The sequence below is a fragment of the Streptomyces sp. NBC_00726 genome (assembly GCF_045161735.1).
Classification (GTDB): Bacteria; Actinomycetota; Actinomycetes; order Streptomycetales; family Streptomycetaceae; genus Streptomyces.
Genome location: NZ_CP108983.1, coordinates 262,200 through 277,251, shown reverse-complemented (window position 1 = coordinate 277,251; position 15,052 = coordinate 262,200). Strand labels below are relative to the sequence as shown.

Annotated in this window: 14 protein-coding genes; 6 read left to right on the top strand and 8 right to left on the bottom strand. The window is 73.4% G+C overall.

Going from position 1 to position 15,052, the window contains the following annotated elements:
* Positions 1-26: 26 nt before the first annotated feature.
* The 3 genes from OG338_RS01195 to OG338_RS01185 all read right to left on the bottom strand — a co-directional run bounded on the left by OG338_RS01195 (position 27) and on the right by OG338_RS01185 (position 2,029).
* The gene (locus tag OG338_RS01195; protein WP_405935526.1) at positions 27-659 is read right to left on the bottom strand and encodes a class I SAM-dependent methyltransferase; all 633 of its coding nucleotides are present in this window, start codon (positions 657-659) and stop codon (positions 27-29) included.
* A gap of 325 nt (positions 660-984) precedes the next feature.
* The gene (locus OG338_RS01190; RefSeq protein WP_405935525.1) at positions 985-1,719 is read right to left on the bottom strand and encodes an SDR family NAD(P)-dependent oxidoreductase; all 735 of its coding nucleotides are present in this window, start codon (positions 1,717-1,719) and stop codon (positions 985-987) included.
* 142 nt (positions 1,720-1,861) lie between these two features.
* Positions 1,862-2,029 carry a DUF6381 family protein gene (locus OG338_RS01185; RefSeq protein WP_405935524.1) on the bottom strand — a complete coding sequence of 56 codons (168 nt, stop codon included), beginning with the start codon at positions 2,027-2,029 and terminating at the stop codon, positions 1,862-1,864.
* 151 nt (positions 2,030-2,180) lie between these two features.
* On the opposite strand from OG338_RS01185, the gene OG338_RS01180 reads away from it, so the two are divergent.
* Positions 2,181-2,867: a ribonuclease H gene (locus tag OG338_RS01180; protein WP_405935523.1), complete on the top strand. Its 687-nt coding sequence runs from the start codon at positions 2,181-2,183 to the stop codon at positions 2,865-2,867.
* Positions 2,868-3,012: 145 nt separating this feature from the next.
* A complete protein-coding gene (locus tag OG338_RS01175) occupies positions 3,013-3,735 on the top strand; it encodes a CDP-alcohol phosphatidyltransferase family protein (protein WP_405935522.1) in 723 nt (240 codons plus the stop codon).
* On the opposite strand, the gene OG338_RS01170 is transcribed toward OG338_RS01175, so the two are convergent.
* Positions 3,704-4,150, bottom strand: a complete 447-nt coding sequence (locus OG338_RS01170; RefSeq protein ID WP_405935521.1) for an adenylyltransferase/cytidyltransferase family protein — start codon at positions 4,148-4,150, stop codon at positions 3,704-3,706. The two genes, OG338_RS01175 and OG338_RS01170, sit on opposite strands and share 32 nt — an antisense overlap.
* Positions 4,151-4,328: 178 nt before the next feature.
* Between OG338_RS01170 and OG338_RS01165 the strand changes: the two genes are divergently transcribed.
* From OG338_RS01165 to OG338_RS01155, 3 genes are read left to right on the top strand one after another with little or no spacing between them, the layout of a single operon-like run.
* A complete protein-coding gene (locus OG338_RS01165; RefSeq protein ID WP_405935520.1) occupies positions 4,329-5,591 on the top strand; it encodes a glycosyltransferase in 1,263 nt (420 codons plus the stop codon).
* On the top strand, positions 5,588-7,315 hold the full coding sequence (locus tag OG338_RS01160) for a lipopolysaccharide biosynthesis protein (RefSeq protein ID WP_405935519.1): 1,728 nt from the start codon (positions 5,588-5,590) through the stop codon (positions 7,313-7,315). Before OG338_RS01165 ends, OG338_RS01160 begins: the two co-directional genes overlap by 4 nt.
* The gene (locus OG338_RS01155; RefSeq protein ID WP_405935518.1) at positions 7,312-8,550 is read left to right on the top strand and encodes a hypothetical protein; all 1,239 of its coding nucleotides are present in this window, start codon (positions 7,312-7,314) and stop codon (positions 8,548-8,550) included. The genes OG338_RS01160 and OG338_RS01155 overlap by 4 nt, the downstream gene beginning before the upstream one ends.
* Here the strand turns inward: OG338_RS01155 and OG338_RS01150 are convergent.
* Positions 8,525-9,994, bottom strand: coding sequence for a hypothetical protein (locus OG338_RS01150; RefSeq protein WP_405935517.1), 1,470 nt, complete (start codon positions 9,992-9,994; stop codon positions 8,525-8,527). The two genes, OG338_RS01155 and OG338_RS01150, sit on opposite strands and share 26 nt — an antisense overlap.
* Positions 9,995-10,108: 114 nt before the next feature.
* On the opposite strand from OG338_RS01150, the gene OG338_RS01145 reads away from it, so the two are divergent.
* Positions 10,109-11,299, top strand: coding sequence for a glycosyltransferase (locus OG338_RS01145; RefSeq protein WP_405935516.1), 1,191 nt, complete (start codon positions 10,109-10,111; stop codon positions 11,297-11,299).
* Here the strand turns inward: OG338_RS01145 and OG338_RS01140 are convergent.
* From OG338_RS01140 to OG338_RS01130, 3 genes are read right to left on the bottom strand one after another with little or no spacing between them, the layout of a single operon-like run.
* Positions 11,271-12,098 (bottom strand): glycosyltransferase family 2 protein, encoded by an 828-nt coding sequence (locus OG338_RS01140; protein WP_405935515.1) that lies wholly within the window; start codon positions 12,096-12,098, stop codon positions 11,271-11,273. The two genes, OG338_RS01145 and OG338_RS01140, sit on opposite strands and share 29 nt — an antisense overlap.
* On the bottom strand, positions 12,095-12,802 hold the full coding sequence (locus OG338_RS01135) for a hypothetical protein (RefSeq protein ID WP_405935514.1): 708 nt from the start codon (positions 12,800-12,802) through the stop codon (positions 12,095-12,097). The genes OG338_RS01140 and OG338_RS01135 overlap by 4 nt, the downstream gene beginning before the upstream one ends.
* Positions 12,799-15,045 (bottom strand): LamG-like jellyroll fold domain-containing protein, encoded by a 2,247-nt coding sequence (locus OG338_RS01130; RefSeq protein WP_405935513.1) that lies wholly within the window; start codon positions 15,043-15,045, stop codon positions 12,799-12,801. The genes OG338_RS01135 and OG338_RS01130 overlap by 4 nt, the downstream gene beginning before the upstream one ends.
* Positions 15,046-15,052 lie beyond the last annotated feature (7 nt).

The following is a 15,052-nucleotide window of genomic DNA, read 5'->3' as shown; positions in this document are numbered from 1 at the left end:
GAGGACCGCACGGCATGTCCGCCCGCTCAGCGCCGCCGGGCCAGCAGGAACATCTGCGGTTCGGGCACGGCCGCCGGGAGGGCGGGCACGAACATCGTGCTCTCCCGGGACAGGACGGTGAACCCGGCGTCCTCCACCAGCGCCGCGAACGCGTCCTCGCCGAAGCTGGTCACCTCGACCGGCTGGCCCATGAACGTGCCGCTCACCCCCTCCACGTCGAACGGCACCGTCGCCACTGCCAGATGGCCCCCCGGCCGCAGCGCCCGCGCGATCAGGCGCAGCACCTCGCCCTGGTCCTCCCGCGACATCTGCAACAGCGCGAAGTACAGGCACACCCCGTCGAAGGAGCCGTCCGCCAGCGGAAGCGTGCGGATGTCGGCGCAGCGGAACTCCGCCCCCGGCACCTGGCGGGCGGCGATGTCCACCATCACCGGCGAGATATCGACCCCCAGCACCTCGTGCCCGGCGTCCACCAGGGTCTGCGCCGTCGGCCGGCCCGTCCCGCTGCCCACGTCCAGCACCCGCGCGTGCGGCGGGAGCACCCCGAGAAGCCGCTCCAGCGAGGCGCGGTGCGTGGCCGAAGCGGCGAACGCCGCCTCGTAATCGGTGCCGAGAGCGTCGAACACGGCTGCGGCGGTGCGACCTCGTCCCGCTGACATGGCAGGCCCCTTCCTGTCCTGTTCCGGTGCACCACCACTTCTACTGCAACGGGCGCGGCCCCGTCGCGAAACCGCCGGAACCGGTGTGCCGGGCGTGGTCGGACGCCGCCTAGGCCCTGTCGTCAAATTCCCGTCTGCCGGGCGGCGCCATGCACGCACTCTCGCCGCACCGGCCCCAGACCCCAGTACGTCCAGTACAGGGGTCTGGGGCCGGCACACCGAGAAGTGGGGTCTCCCCTGTTCGAGCGGAGCCGAGAACTTGGGGATGCACCTGACGCCGCCCGGCCCGCCCTCCGGGCGGACGACGGGAATTTGACGACAGGACCTAGCGCCCGCCCGCCACCCGCAGCACCGTCCCCGTCGCGTACGAGGCGTCCGGCGAGAGCAGCCAGGCGACGGCGCCCGCGATCTCCTCCGGTTCGCCGGGGCGGCCGAGCGGGGTGCCGGGGCCCAGCTTGTCGGGGCGGGCCGGGTCCGCGTGGAAGCCGGTGCGGATGACACCGGGGGCGACCGCGTTGACGCGGATGCCGGACGGGCCGACCTCCTTGGACAGGCCGACGGTCATCGTGTCGACGGCCCCCTTGGCGGCGGCGTAGTGCACGTACTCGCCGGGGCTGCCGATCGTGGCGGCGGCCGAGGACACATTGACGATCGCCCCGCCGCCCGAGGCCGTCATGTCCCGCACCGCGCGGCGCGCGCAGAGCAGATAGCCGAGGACGTTGACCTCCAGGGCGCGCCGCATGCCCGCCGCGTCCGCGTCGGCCAGGGGGCCGACCGGGCCGCTCATGCCCGCGTTGTTGACCAGGCCGGTGACCGGGCCCAGCTCGGCGGCGGCGGTGTCGAAGAGGCGGTCCACGTCCGTCTCGTCCGCCGTGTCCACCCGGACCGTCACACAGCGCCGGCCCGTTCCCCGTACCGCATCGGCGACCTGCTCCGCCGCCTCGGCGTCCGAGCGGTAGGCCAGCGCGATGTCATGGCCCTCGGCCGCCAGACGTACGCAGACCGCCGCACCGATGCCCCGGCTGCCTCCGGTGACCACCGTGACCGGTCGGCTGTTCATGGCAGGCCCCACTTTCCTCGCACACGCTTGCGGAGTCATCGTAGGCGCGGGTGATCAACCACCCCGGAGGGGGCCGGAACGCGGCAGTGGACTGTCACCCACTCATGGAAGAGTGACAGTCCACCGGTCCGGGCGCCCCGCGTCACACGGGCAGGCCGTCCTGCCGCTCGCTCTGCTCCTGGAGCTTGCGGGCCTTCTCCTGGAGCCGGCGGCGCTGCTCCGGGTCGCCGGTGCGCTCCGCGGCCTCGGTCAGGTGCCGCGCCTTCTCACGCATCTGCTGGGCTCGGTTCACCTCTCGTGCAACGCTCATCGTCACTCCTCGGGGACGGTAGGGGAGAGCGGGCCCCTTCAGGGAAGCAGCGCCCCGTCACCGATGCACGCCGAAGCATCACATACCGTGAAGGGTGCAGGTGAGGGGCTGGGGGACGGAAACGGTCCCGCGCGCTGGCATGATCGAGGGTATGAACGAGCGCATGATCGCCGCGTGTGACGGGGCGTCGAAGGGTAATCCGGGGCGGGCCGCCTGGGCCTATGTGGTGGCCGACGCGGAGGGCCGTCCCCAGCGGTGGGAGGCGGGGCCGCTCGGCACCGCCACCAACAACGTCGCCGAGCTGACCGCCCTCCAGGAGCTGCTGGAGTCCGTGGACCCCGCCGTGGCGCTCGAAGTCCGGATGGACTCGCAGTACGCGATGAACGCGGTCACCAAATGGCTGCCCGGCTGGAAGCGCAACGGCTGGAAGACCTCGGCCGGCAAGCCCATCGCCAACCGCGAGCTGGTCACCCGCATCGACGAGCTCCTGACCGGGCGCGCCGTGAGCTTCGTCTACGTGCCCGCCCACCAGGTGGACGGCGACCCGCTCAACGCGCTCGCCGACCAGGCCGCCAGCGAGGCCGCCGTCTCCCAGACCGCCGCCGGCACCGCGCACGGCTCGGCCACCCCCGTCCCGGCGCCCTCCCGCGCCACCGAGGGCCGCCGGACCGGCGCCACGGCGAAGAAGGCCGCGCCGCGGAAGACGGGCGGCGGGGCCACCATCCGGGCCAAGTTCGCCGGCCGCTGCCACTGCGGACGGCCGTACGCGGCCAAGGACATGATCGCGAAGAACGACCACGGCTGGGGCCACCCGGAGTGCCGCACCGCCTCCGCCTGAGTTCCGCTGTTTCCGGCCAACTGCCCCCGTACGCCCACCGGATGGGGTGATCCGCCCGCACCGGCGGACACCCCCGTGCCATGATGCGGCTCCGGCGGGGCGCGGGGAGCGCCGCCGGTGACGGCACCGGGACGCTGGGGGACGGATGGACACCACGACGACGGTGCTCGGCCGGCTGCGCGGGGCGCAGAAGACCGCCAAGGGGGTCTCGCTCTACTCGCGGTACGTGAACCGTCCGGCCGGCCGGGTCCTGGCCGCCGCCGCATACCGGCTCGGGCTGACGCCCAATCAGGTCACCCTGGTCAGCGCGGCGTTCACCTTCGGCGCCCTCGCCTGTGTGGCGCTGGTGCGGCCGGGCGCCTGGCCGGCCGTCCTGGTGTATCTGGGGCTCGCCGTGGGGTTCGCGCTCGACTCGGCCGACGGGCAGCTGGCCCGGCTGACCGGGCGCGGCGGGCCCGACGGCGAGTGGCTGGACCATGTGGTCGACTGCGCCAAGATGATCCTGGTCCACGCTGCCGTACTGATCGCCTTCCACCGCTGGTTCGCCCTGCCCGGCGACGGCTGGCTGCTGCTGCCGCTCGGCTTCCTGTTCGTCGCCGTGCTGACCTTCTGCGCGGGGCTGCTGCGCGAACAGCTCGGCAAGGCGGCGGCGCGCGGCGCGCCCGGGCCCGCCGCGCCGCCGTCCCGGCTGCGGGCCGTGGCGCTGCTGCCCGCCGACTACGGGGTGTTCTGCCTGGTCTTCCTGCTGCTCGGCGACGCGACCGCGTTCCGCGTGGGTTACGCCGTACTCGCCGCTGTGCACGCGCTGTTCCTCGTGCTGTTCCTGGGCAAGTGGTTCAGGGAGCTGAAAGCGCTCCGGGCGCGTTGACGAGTGTGTCCAGCGCCCGGCGTAACTGGGTGCTGGAGGTGTGCACGGTGTACGGGAAGTAGACGACCTCCACGCCCACCTCGGCGAAGTCGCGTTCGAGCTTTCTGCCCTTGTCCGTGTCCCGCCAGTCGTCCCCCTTGAAGATGACGTCGAACCTGACCTGCTGCCAGGTTTCCACCTTCTCCGGCACGGTCTCCACGAAGGCGGCGTCCACGTACCGCACGCTCCGCACGATTTCCAGCCGTTCCGGGAGCGGGATCACCGGCCGGTGTCCCTTGGCGAGCGTGGCCATCTCGTCGGAGACGACCCCCGCCACCAGGTAGTCGCACTGGCTGCGCGCATGGCGAAGGATGTTGAGGTGTCCCACGTGGAACAGGTCGTAAACCCCCGGCGCGTAACCGACCCTGTGCACCATCCGTTCTCTCCCCCCACGGTGAACGCGGCGTCCGCGATAGTCCAACGACCTTACTGTGAAGACCACTTGCTTATGTCATGAACGGATAAGCTCGCTTTTGGGGCTGTTCCTCGGCGGGTGCGGCCGATGGGTACGGCAGATAGGACACCGGTGGCTCCGGGGGGAAGGTGATCGCCCGATGGCGGACGAAGAGCACCGCAGACCGTTCGCGCAGCGCCGCCTGCTGGTGGTCTCCACGAACTACGCGCCGGAGCTGACCGGCATCGGCCCGTACGCCGCCCAGCTCGCCGAGCACTGGGCCGCGTCCGGCGCCGACACCCACGTCCTCACCGGCATGCCGCACTACCCGGCCTGGCGGACCGCCCCGGCCTACCGGGGAGTGTGGCGCACCGAGGAGCGGCGCGCCGGTGTCACCGTGCACCGCAGGCGCCACTACGTGCCGGCCCGGCAGAGCGCGTTACGCAGAGCCGCCTTCGAGGGCAGCGTGCTGGCGCACGGGCTCCTCGCCCCGCCCGGCGTCCGCCCCGACGCGGTGGCCGCCCAGATCCCCAGCCTCGCCGGCGGGGTCATCGGCGCCCGCCTCGCCCGCCGCCACCGGGTGCCGTACCTGCCCGTCGTCCAGGACCTGATGGGCGCCGCCGCGACCCAGAGCGGCATTCGGGGCGGCGGCGGGGCGGCGGCCCTCGCGTCGAAGGCGGAACGGTTCGCCCTGCGCGCCGCGACGCTCGTCGGCGTCATCCACGAGAGCTTCGTGCCCCGGGTCACCGCCTACGGGGTGGACCCGGACCGCATCCGCGTCGTGCCCAACTGGAGCCACGTGCAGGCCCCTTCGGCCGACCGTGCCGCGACCAGGGCCCGGCTCGGCTGGGGCGAGGGCACCCCGGTCGTCCTGCACTCCGGCAACATGGGACTCAAACAGGGCCTGGAGGTCCTGGTCGACGCGGCCCGGCTCGCCCCCGAGATCCGGGTCGTCCTGATGGGCGACGGCAACCAGCGCGAATCCCTGCGCGCCCGCGCCGCCGGGCTGCCCAACCTCGACTTCCTGCCCCCGGCCGGCGCGGCCGAGTTCACCGACGTCCTGGCCGCCGCCGACGTCCTCGCCGTCACCCAGCGCGCCTCGGTGCTCGACATGAGCGTGCCCTCGAAGCTCACCTCGTACTTCGTGTCCGGGCGGCCCGTCGTCGCCTCCGTGGCCGAGGAGGGCGGCACCGCCGAGGAGATGCGGCGCTCCGGGGCCGGGCTCCTCGTCGCGCCCGAGGACCCGGCCGCCGTGCTCGGAGCCGTACGCAAACTGGTCGAGTCACCCGCCGAGGCGGAAGCGCTCGGCGCCCACGGGCCGCGCTATGTGGCCGGACATCTGGGCCGGGAGGCGGCACTGGCCCGCTTCGACGCCCTGCTCACCGAGGCCCTGCGGGACGGCCGGGAAGGCCCACGCCGATGACCGAACCGAACCACGCCCCGGACGAGCAGGACGAACCCGCCCTGCTCCGGGACCAGTTCCGCCAGCTGCTGCGCTACCGGACCCTCCTCGTCACCGGGGTGCTCCTCGGCCTCCTCGGCAGCGGCTGGCTCGCCCTCAGCGGCGGGGACACCTACGCGGCCACCGGCGAGGTGTCCGTACGGTCCGCCACCTCCGACCCCTTCGCCGCCGGGGCCTCCGCCGACAAGGGCATCAACATCGGCTCCGAACGCCAGACCGCCGTCAGCGACGCGGTGGGCACCATCGCGGCCGGCACCCTCGCCAAACAGGGCGACACCGTCGAGGTCGGCGCCCTGCTCGCCGGGCTCCAGGTCACCAACCCGCCCAACACCCTCGTCCTCAGATTCGCCTACACCGGCCGCACCCCCGAGCGGGCCAGGGCCCGGGCCGAAGCCCTCGCCGAGGCATACCTGGAGATACGCCGGGAGCGCACCGAGGACAGCATCGACAACATGATCGACGGCTACCGCGCCCAGCTCAAACCCCTCACCGAGCAGCGCGACCGGCTCGCCGAGCAGGAGACCGGCACCGGCGACGACGTCTCCAGCGCCCGCGCCAACCTCATCGTCGCCATCTCCGCGCTCAACCAGAAGATCTCCGAGCTCCGCGCCCTGGATACCACACCCGGCTACCTCAACAAGAAGCCCGTCGCCCCGCGGCACCCCACCGGGGCGGGCCTGCCGCTCCTCCTCGGACTCGGCGGCGTCGTCGGCCTCGCCCTCGGGCTGCTGCTGTCCTGGGTGCGCCTCGTCTTCGACCCGGCCGTCCGCTCCACCCGGGAACTCGTCCGCTCCCTGGGCGCCCCGCTGCTCGGCACCCTGCCCGGGGAGCGCGGCCCCCTGCTCGCGATCGGCCGCCCCGGCAGCCGGCTCGCCGAGGAATACCGGGCGGTCGCCTTCCGGCTCGCCTACGACCCGTCCTTCGCCGAACGCCGCCGCCTCCTGGTCACCGCGCCCCGGGGCGACAACGACATGGCGCGGGCCGCCGCCGCCAACCTGGCCGCCGCCTTCGCCGAGATGGGCCGCGACGTCCTGTTGGTCGAGGCCGACCTGAGGACCCCGTCGCTGGCCGGCGCCCTCGGCGCCGCCCGCCCGGGCCGCAACTCCCGCTGGGCGACGGGCGGCCAGGACCGCGGCTGGCCGTTCGGCGGCCGGGCCGACGTCGACGTGCCGGGGTCGGGCGCCTTCACCCTGGTCGCGGGCCGCCGCACCGACAATGTGCCGCGCGCCCTGACCTCCGCCCCCGTCAGCCGCCTCATCGCCGAGGGCGGCAGACCCGGCGCGGTCGTCATCGTGCTCGCCCCGCCCGTCCTGGCGTACGCGGACGCCGTCGCCCTCGTGGACCGCGTCGAAGGCGTCGTCATCGTCTGCCGGCCCCGCGAGGTGCACCGCAGCGACCTCGAACGCATCCGCGAGATCATCGGCGCGGCGGGCGGCTCGGTCCTCGGCACCCTGCTCCACCCCGGCTCCGGCCGGCTGGACCGGAGGGCCCGCGGGAAGTCCGGCGGCAACGGCCGGGCGCCGGGACAGCGCCCCACCGGACAGGGGCCCGCCGCCCCGGGCGGCCGGTACGGCGACCCCGAAGTGACCGGCCGCACCGGCGACCCCGCCGACACCCTGGGCCTGCGCACCCTGGACGGCGGTCACGGACGCGACGGTTACAACAGCGCCGCCGGACACCGATGAGAGCCCGGACCGCGATCGTCTGCTCGGTCGCGGACCAGGGGGTGGCCGCCCTCACCAACATCCTGGTGCTGGTGGCCGCCGCCCGGCTCTCCACCGTGTCCGGCTTCGCCCGCTTCTCCGCCGTCTACCTCGTCTTCACCGTCCTGCTCGGCGTCTCCGGCGCCTTCACGGGGCAGCCCCTGGTGCTGCGCGGGGGCGGCGGCGAGGACACCCGGGGCGCCTGCCGGTCCGCCGTCTGCTTCACCCTGCTCGCCGCCACCGCCCTCGGCGGTCCGCTCGCCGCCGTCTGCGCCCTGCTGCCCGGCTCCACGGCACGGGCCCTGCTGACGCTGGGCCTGGTGCTGCCGCTGGTGCTGGGGCAGGACATCGCCCGTTACGCCTTCGCCACACTGCACGCCCAGCAGTCGGCCCTGACCGCCGACACCCTCCGGCTGGTCTGCGTCATCGGCGCCCTGTCCGTACAGCCGCACGGGGCGCCGGCCGCCCGGCTGATCGCCGTCTGGGGCCTCTCGGCGCTCCCCGCGCTGCTGTTCTCGGCGGCCGCCCTGCACCGCAGGACCGCGGGGGCCCCGGTAGCGCTGCGGCCGATGCTCGCGAAAGGGCACCTCGGCCGGAGGTTCGTGGTCGAGTTCGGCGTGGGCAACGCCACCTCCCAGCTCTCCGTGCTCGGGCTCGGCGCCGTCGGCAACCCCCTCGTCGTGGGCGCCCTGCGCGGCGCCACCACGCTCTTCGGCCCGCTCAACGTGCTGTTCACCTCCGCCACCGGCTTCGGCCCCCCGCTCCTCGGACGGCTCGCCACCGACCGGCTCCGGGTGCGCGCGACCGCCGCGCTGGCCGCCGTCCTGGCCCTGACGGCCGCCGCCTGGGCCACCGTCCTCGCCCTGCTGCCCGGCTCGGTGGGCCGCCGTCTGCTCGGCGCGACCTGGCCCACGGCGGCGGCGCTCCTCCCGGCCACCGGCAGCCAGTACGCGGCGATGGCCGCCGGCACCTGCGGACTGCTGGCGCTCCGGCTCCTCGACCCGCGCAGCACGCTCCCGGTCCAGGTGGTGTTCTCGCTCGCCGCGGTCGCCTTCCTCGCCACGGGTTACGCGCTCGGCGGGGTGACCGGGGCCGCCTGGGGCCTGTGCCTGGGCTCCGGCTGCAAGGCCGTCGCGACCTGGACCCGGGTGGCCCGGCTGACCCGGGCGGGCGCGCGGGCCCCGGCACCGGTCAGCGCGGACGCCGCCCGGACCTGAAGCTGGTGACCAGCGCCAGACACAGGGCCGCGATGGCCAACTTCCCCGCCGCCTGCAACAACGGGCCGCGCAACAGGATGAACGTGTACCCGGCGATCAGCGGCGCCGCGATGGCGAGCACACTGCCCGGACCCGGCCCGTCCCGCGAGACCGCCCGCGCATAACGCCGGTCGGTGCGCGCGGCCCCGTACCCCGTCAGCGCGAGACCGCCGGCCAGGCCCACCACCCCGAAGTCGACCCACAGCTCCGCCCACAGCGGCGCGGACAGGTTGGTCATGTCCATCCCCATCCACTCCCCGACGCGCACCCCGGTGTCCTCCGGCTTCCCGCTCCACACCGCCCTCGGCACGAAGAACAACGCGGACCCCGCCAACTGCCGCCCATAGGTGTGCCCCTGGGTGCCGGCCCAGGTGACGGTGTTGGCGAACATCACCGTCTGGTCGTAGTCCTTGGTGGCCAGCGGCTCGAACACCGACGACGACTCGACCGGCCGGTACCCCTCGTCGTCGTACCGGAACCGGTCCGCGTACGGGAACAGCACCAGCGCCCCGACCACCCCGAGCGCCAGCACCGACCGGTACATCGCCGCACTGCGCGGGAACGCCGTGAACAGCAGCGAGACCAGCACCGTCAGGAACCAGTAACGGGCGTTGGAGACGGGGTTGTTCACGACCAGGTTGACGGCCGCCAGACCGCACCAGACCAGCACGGCCGACGGCGTGCGCCGGGCCCGGCGCGAGGTCACCAGCCCGCGCGTGCAGAACAGCAGCGCCAGCAGCGCCGGGACCGTGCCGAAGCCCTTCAGAAAGGCCGAGCCCACATGGGACCCGGCCGACGCCACCCCGCTCGCGGCGACCGAGGCGCTGATCTCCTGCCTGCTGGAGAAGAACACCCCGGGCCCGCCCAGCCGCAGCACGTAATACCCGCTCGCCGCGAACGCCACCAGCACCAGCAGCCGCAGCCGCACCGGGTGCGCGGTGGCGCCGTGCCCGTCCCCGCGCGCGGTACGGCGGCGGCGCAACGGCCGCCGCGACGCCAGCAGCGCCCCCAGGTCGAAGGCCGCACACCCCACGAGCACCAGCGCGACGGCGGTCACCAGATCGGCGCGCGGCCCGACCGCGGGCGTCGGCGTCCGGCCGATCACCAGCTGCGCGAACGGCGCCACCCCCATCGCGATGTACACGAACATCCAGAACACGCCCTGGAGGAGCCGCCGCCGCGTCGACAGGATCATCGTCGCGAGCCGCGCCCCCGCGTAACAGGTCAGGACAAGCTGCAACCAGTACGCGGTGTCCCGCACCCCGGTCCCGGGCTGGGCGGCGACCAGCGCGGGCAGGAAGCACACCAGGCCGAGGACGATCGGCACGGCCAGCGCCCGCGACAGCATCGCCCAGGACAGCGGACGGGCGGGCGCGGAGGACGCTCCCTCGTGCACCGATGCCATCAACTCCCCGTCCCCGAAGCGTGGTTGCGAGGCTCCACATTAACGAATCGCCACACCTGAGTAGATGTGCCGACTAGTCTGGCCGGGGCGCCGGACGAGGGTGAGGGGACCCGGGTGAAGATCCTGCACATCGTCACGCTGCACACCCCGGACCACGCCTTCGGCGGTCCGACCCGGGTGGCCCTGAACCTCTCCAAGGCCCAGCGTGCCGAGGGCGACGACGCACGGATCATGGCGCTCGGCGACGGCTTCGACGGGCCCCTGCCGCGCCAGGTGGAGGGCGTCCCCGTCCACCTCTTCCGAGCCCGCCACCCGCTGCCGGTGTTCGAGGTCAGCGGGATCACCTCCGCCGCCCTGCTGCGCACCGCCCACCGCATGATGCGCGGCGCCGACCTCGTCCACGTCCACCTGATGCGCGACCTGGTCACCCTGCCCGCCGCCCTCCTCGCCCTGGCCTCCGGCACCCCCCTGGTCGTCCAGACCCACGGCATGGTCGACCCCACCGAGAACCGCGTCGCACAGCTCACCGACCTCCTGGGCGTCCGCCGGGTGCTGCGCGGCGCCGACGCGGTGCTCCACCTCACCGAGGCCGAGCGCGTCGACGTCGACGCGGTCGCCGCGCCCGTCCCGCTCACCCGGACCGTGCGCCTGGTCAACGGGGTGCGCCCGCAGCCGTTCAAACCGGCCCGCCCGCCCGGCCGCCCGCCGACCGTGCTGTTCCTCGCCCGCATCCAGGAGCGCAAGCGCCCCGAGGACTTCGTCGCCGCGATGCCCGCTGTCCTGGCCGCGCACCCCGACGCCCGCTTCGTCCTCGCCGGACCGGACACCGGGGCCCTGCCCGGCACCCTCGCACTGGCGCGCCGGCTCGGCGTCACGGACTCGCTGGACCACGTGGGGCCACTCGGCCACGAGGAGGTGCTGGCGGCCGGCCGGGATGCCGATGTGTATGTCCTCCCGTCCATCGAGGAGCCCCTGGGCGTCTCGGTCCTGGAGGCGATGTCCGTCGGGACCCCGGCCGTCATCACCCGCACCTGCGGACTCGGGCCAGATGTGGCGCGGGCCGGGGCGGGCCGGGTCATCGACAGCCGGGCCGGGGAGGACGCGGCCAACGCGGACAAGGTCGCGCGGGCGGTCCTGGAGCTGCTTGAGCCGGACGCCAACGCCGTTGCCGGGAAGGCCGCCTGGGAGCTGGTCAACGAGCACTTCACCATCGAGGCCGTCACCCGCACCCTCCGGCGGACCTACCAGGACGTGGTCCGCCGGAGGAGCGAAGGCGTCAGGAAGCAGACGTATCCCGCGACTTGAGGGCGATCTGCCAGCGGTAGAAGCTCATCGCCAGGGCGAAGTCGAACCCGGCGCGCCCGTCGAGGAACCCCCGCCGGTAGACGTACATATAGGCGAAGGACATCAGCGGCTTGAACGGCGCCCTGTGGAACAGCTGCCCCTGCCGTGACTTGGCGCGGCGCACCTGCTCCTTCACCTCTGGATGGTGGTTGAGCCACGCCTCCCAGTCCGAGTAGCGGTTGTGCCGCTCGAACCAGGCGGTCACCGGGTCCCGGTCCTGGTGCTCGATCGGATGGCGCAGCGCCGCCGTGCTCTGCGCGACCGGCTGGTAGTGCCCCTCCACCTCGCCGATGCCGGGCGCGTCCAGATCGCCGACCTCCGGGTAGTGGCAGCGGGTCCGGTCGGTCAGCGAGCGTTTGCGGATGGTGTAGCCGTGCCGCAGCCGCTTCCCGGAGAACCAGTAGCCGAGCGGGATGTCGTACGCGGCGGGCTTCGGCGCGTCCGGACGGGCGAAGATCCCCCGAAGCTCGGCCAGCAGCCCGGGGCTCAGCCGCTCGTCCCCGTCGAGCAGCAGAATCCAGTCCAGATCCGTGCGCACCCGGTCCAGGCACCACTGCTTCTTCCGCGGATGCCCGCCGTCCCAGGTGTACAGGACGACCTCGGCACCGCACTCGGCGGCGATCTTCGCCGTGTCGTCGGAGCTGTGCGAGTCCACGACGACCACCGCCTCGAAATGGTCGATCACCGACCGCACCGCCTCCGCGATGTTCAGCCCCTCGTTCTTCGTGGGGATCGCCACGGCTATCGGCAGCTTCGTCATCCGTCGTCCCCTTCGGGCAGCCAGGCCCAGCAGCCTGTGGAGGTGAAGGCGAGCGCCGCCTCCGGAATCGTGATCGTGGTCCGCTTCCCGCCCTGCGAGGAGCCCGAGAGCAGCACCTTCCCGCCCGGGCCCGTCACCTCCCAGGTGCAGTCCGGGGTGGGGGAGACGTCCCGGTAGCGGCCGGGCCGCAGCCCCACGCCCCGGTGCACCCCGTCCGCGTATCCGTGCGAGGCCCGCTCCACCAGGTCCTTGTGGCCGGGGCACAGATGGGCGACGGCGGGCTCCGCGCCGGTGATCTCGCCCGTCACGAGGGCGCCCACCGCGGTGTCCCGGTCCGCCTTGACCAGGTAGTCGAGCCGGTCGCAGGTCTCCTGCCCGGTCTGGAGCACCGCGGCCGGGTCCATGCCCACGGGCACCCGGTCGGTCAGGTACTCCTTCTGCTTCTCGGTGAACGTGCCGGTGGCGGGCGTCAGCCGGTCGGTGGGGATCCTGGGCGGCTCGCTGCTCCGGGTGGCCTCCGGGCCGGCGGGCGCGGAGGGGCCGGCCTCCGCTCCGGCCGCGGGCACGGACGGCGCCGCGCTGCTCGAAACCGCGGGGCCCGCCACTTCGCCGCTCCCGCCCCCGGCATCCGGGGACGCGCCGCAGGCGGCCAGCGCCGCCGTCGCGAACACGACGGCGGCGCCGGCCAGGAGGGCGTTCCTCATGCGCTGTTCCTCAGCGCGTAGTGGGCGCTGACCTGGGCGGCGGTCAGCACCTTCGGATACACGGCGGTCTCGTCGATCTGGCCGGCGAAGTAGTTGCTCGTCGGCCGGTTCGGCCAGGTCGCGAGGTTGTCCCCGCCCACCCGCCAGTACCCGGTGTAGTTCTGGCTCAGGGTGTACCGCGCGTCCGAGGCACGCAGCTGCCCGTCCACGTACAGGGCCATACCGCCGGAGCCCTGGGTGGCGACGACATGGTGCCAGGCACCGTCGTTGTAGGCCCCGGTCGTGCTGACGGTCTGGCCGCCGTTGTGGGAGGTGCCGAAGGTCAGCCGCCCGTTGTTCAGCATGTACACATGCTTGTCGTACTTGCCGCTCAGCTCCATGGTGTTGCTGCCGAAGCCGATGATCTTCCCTCCCCGGGTCGTCGTGGTCTTGATCCAGGTCTCCACGGAGAACGTCGTCGGCTGGGGCCGGCCGCGATTGCTGTACGCGTACTGGGTGGACCCGTTGAACCCGATGGCGGTCGACGGCCCGGCCACGGCCGCCGGGGTCTGCCGGTACGAGGGCGCGTTGCGCAGGAAGCCGTTGTCCAGCCCCGGGCCGGTGTCGGCGGCGAACGTCGACGTGCCCTCGTCGTAGCGCCAGTACAGGGTCGCCCCGTCGGCGAGCACCTTCGCCGGATAGCTCGCCGCCTTGGACGCCACGGTCGCGCTCACCGCGGGCGACTTCGCGCTGGTGTTGGTGCCGTCGCTCGCGCTGATCCGGTACGTGTGGGTCTCACCGGGCGCCACATCGGTGTCCGTCCACCGCAGCTGCGGACGGTCCCAGAACACGGAGTACCCGGTCGTCGTGTGGACCGGGGTGGCCGCCCCGTCCTTGTAGATCCGGTACGTGAGCACCCCGTCGTCGGTGTCGAAACTGGTCTGCCAGTTCACGTCCACCTTGTCCGGGGCGACCGTGGAGACGCTGACGTTGGGCACCCAGGGCGCTCCCGTGTCCGGGCCGTCGGCGAAGCGGGTGAGCCCCTGCTGAGCCTTGCTGTTGACCGTGGTGAACTCGCCGCCCACCCACAGGTAGTGGTGGCCGCCCTTGTCGGTCTGCGCCATCACGCGCGGGCCGACCGGCTCACCGATCCCGTCGTTGGTGTCCGGGAACCACGGCAGCAGCTTCGGGTCGTCCACCGACTGGGCCAGCAGATGCTTGCGCGGCTGGTCGGGGAACTCGCCCATGGACGCGCAGTCGTGCGCGTGACTCCCGCTGTAGAGCACCCCGTTGTGTACCAGCAGCGCCTGCGTGGCACCCAGACAGGTATCGCGCCACACCTGGTCGAACGTGGTGAGGTCGAGGGCGATCCGGCCGTCGAACACCCCGCCCCCGGTGCCCTCGTTGGCGGTGTAGAACTGCTTGGCGTCGCTGGTGAGGTCCTGCACCGTGGAGGTGTTCGGGATGAAGCCCGGGTAGCTCCTGGTCAGCGCCCCGGTGGTGGCGTTCACCACGGCCAGCGCGTGCGAGCCGGTGCCGTTCACGGTGAAGAAGTCACCGCCGAGCACCACGTGCTGCCCGTCCGGTGTGACCTCCACCGCCCGGCCCACCTCGTCCGCGTCCGCCGTCCACGGCTTCAGCGCCGCACCGGTGGTGACAGCGGCGAAGAAGCGGCGGGCCTGCCCCGCCACACTCTTGAAGTCGCCGCCGAGGTACACCGTGTCGTCGGTGACCGCGAGCGCCCGCACGGTGGCGGACACGGCGACCTTGAAGTTCTGGCGCGGGGTGCAGGTGGCGGTGTCGATGGCCGCGATGTTGCTGACGCCCACCCCGTTCACCGCCCCGAACCGGCCGCCCGCGTACAGGGTTTCACCGTCCGGGGACAGGGCCAGCGCGCGCACCGTCGCGGTCCCCGAGGAGAGCGTGAACGACAGCGAGCAGCCGGTGGGCGCCCCGGTCGCGGTGTCGAACGCGGCGAAGTTCACCGCGGGCTGCTCCGAGGTCCCGGCGGCCGCGCCCGGCGGCCGTACGGTGGAGAAGGTGCCGCCCGCGTAGACCACACCGTCGTCGGACGCGGCCATCGACCAGACGATGCCGTTGGTCTGCCAGGTGGACAGGTTGTCCGCGGTGATCGAGACGGGCGCGGTGAGGGCGGCGGCCGGGGGAGTGCCCGAGGCGGCTGCGGTCAGGGCGCCCGCGAACAGGCCGAGCGCCGCGAACGCGGCCCGCGTCCGGCCGCGTCGGCGCCCCGTGGTTCGGTTCATCATTCAG

Excerpts from the sequence above, each read along its gene's own strand:
- OG338_RS01195 (WP_405935526.1), bottom strand. The coding sequence starts at position 659 with ATGTCAGCGGGACGAGGTCGCACCGCCGCAGCCGTGTTCGACGCTCTC.
- OG338_RS01190 (WP_405935525.1), bottom strand. The coding sequence starts at position 1,719 with ATGAACAGCCGACCGGTCACGGTGGTCACCGGAGGCAGCCGGGGCATC.
- OG338_RS01185 (WP_405935524.1), bottom strand. The coding sequence starts at position 2,029 with ATGAGCGTTGCACGAGAGGTGAACCGAGCCCAGCAGATGCGTGAGAAG.
- OG338_RS01180 (WP_405935523.1), top strand. The coding sequence starts at position 2,181 with ATGAACGAGCGCATGATCGCCGCGTGTGACGGGGCGTCGAAGGGTAAT.
- OG338_RS01175 (WP_405935522.1), top strand. The coding sequence starts at position 3,013 with ATGGACACCACGACGACGGTGCTCGGCCGGCTGCGCGGGGCGCAGAAG.
- OG338_RS01170 (WP_405935521.1), bottom strand. The coding sequence starts at position 4,150 with ATGGTGCACAGGGTCGGTTACGCGCCGGGGGTTTACGACCTGTTCCAC.
- OG338_RS01165 (WP_405935520.1), top strand. The coding sequence starts at position 4,329 with ATGGCGGACGAAGAGCACCGCAGACCGTTCGCGCAGCGCCGCCTGCTG.
- OG338_RS01160 (WP_405935519.1), top strand. The coding sequence starts at position 5,588 with ATGACCGAACCGAACCACGCCCCGGACGAGCAGGACGAACCCGCCCTG.
- OG338_RS01155 (WP_405935518.1), top strand. The coding sequence starts at position 7,312 with ATGAGAGCCCGGACCGCGATCGTCTGCTCGGTCGCGGACCAGGGGGTG.
- OG338_RS01150 (WP_405935517.1), bottom strand. The coding sequence starts at position 9,994 with ATGGCATCGGTGCACGAGGGAGCGTCCTCCGCGCCCGCCCGTCCGCTG.
- OG338_RS01140 (WP_405935515.1), bottom strand. The coding sequence starts at position 12,098 with ATGACGAAGCTGCCGATAGCCGTGGCGATCCCCACGAAGAACGAGGGG.
- OG338_RS01135 (WP_405935514.1), bottom strand. The coding sequence starts at position 12,802 with ATGAGGAACGCCCTCCTGGCCGGCGCCGCCGTCGTGTTCGCGACGGCG.
- OG338_RS01130 (WP_405935513.1), bottom strand. The coding sequence starts at position 15,045 with ATGAACCGAACCACGGGGCGCCGACGCGGCCGGACGCGGGCCGCGTTC.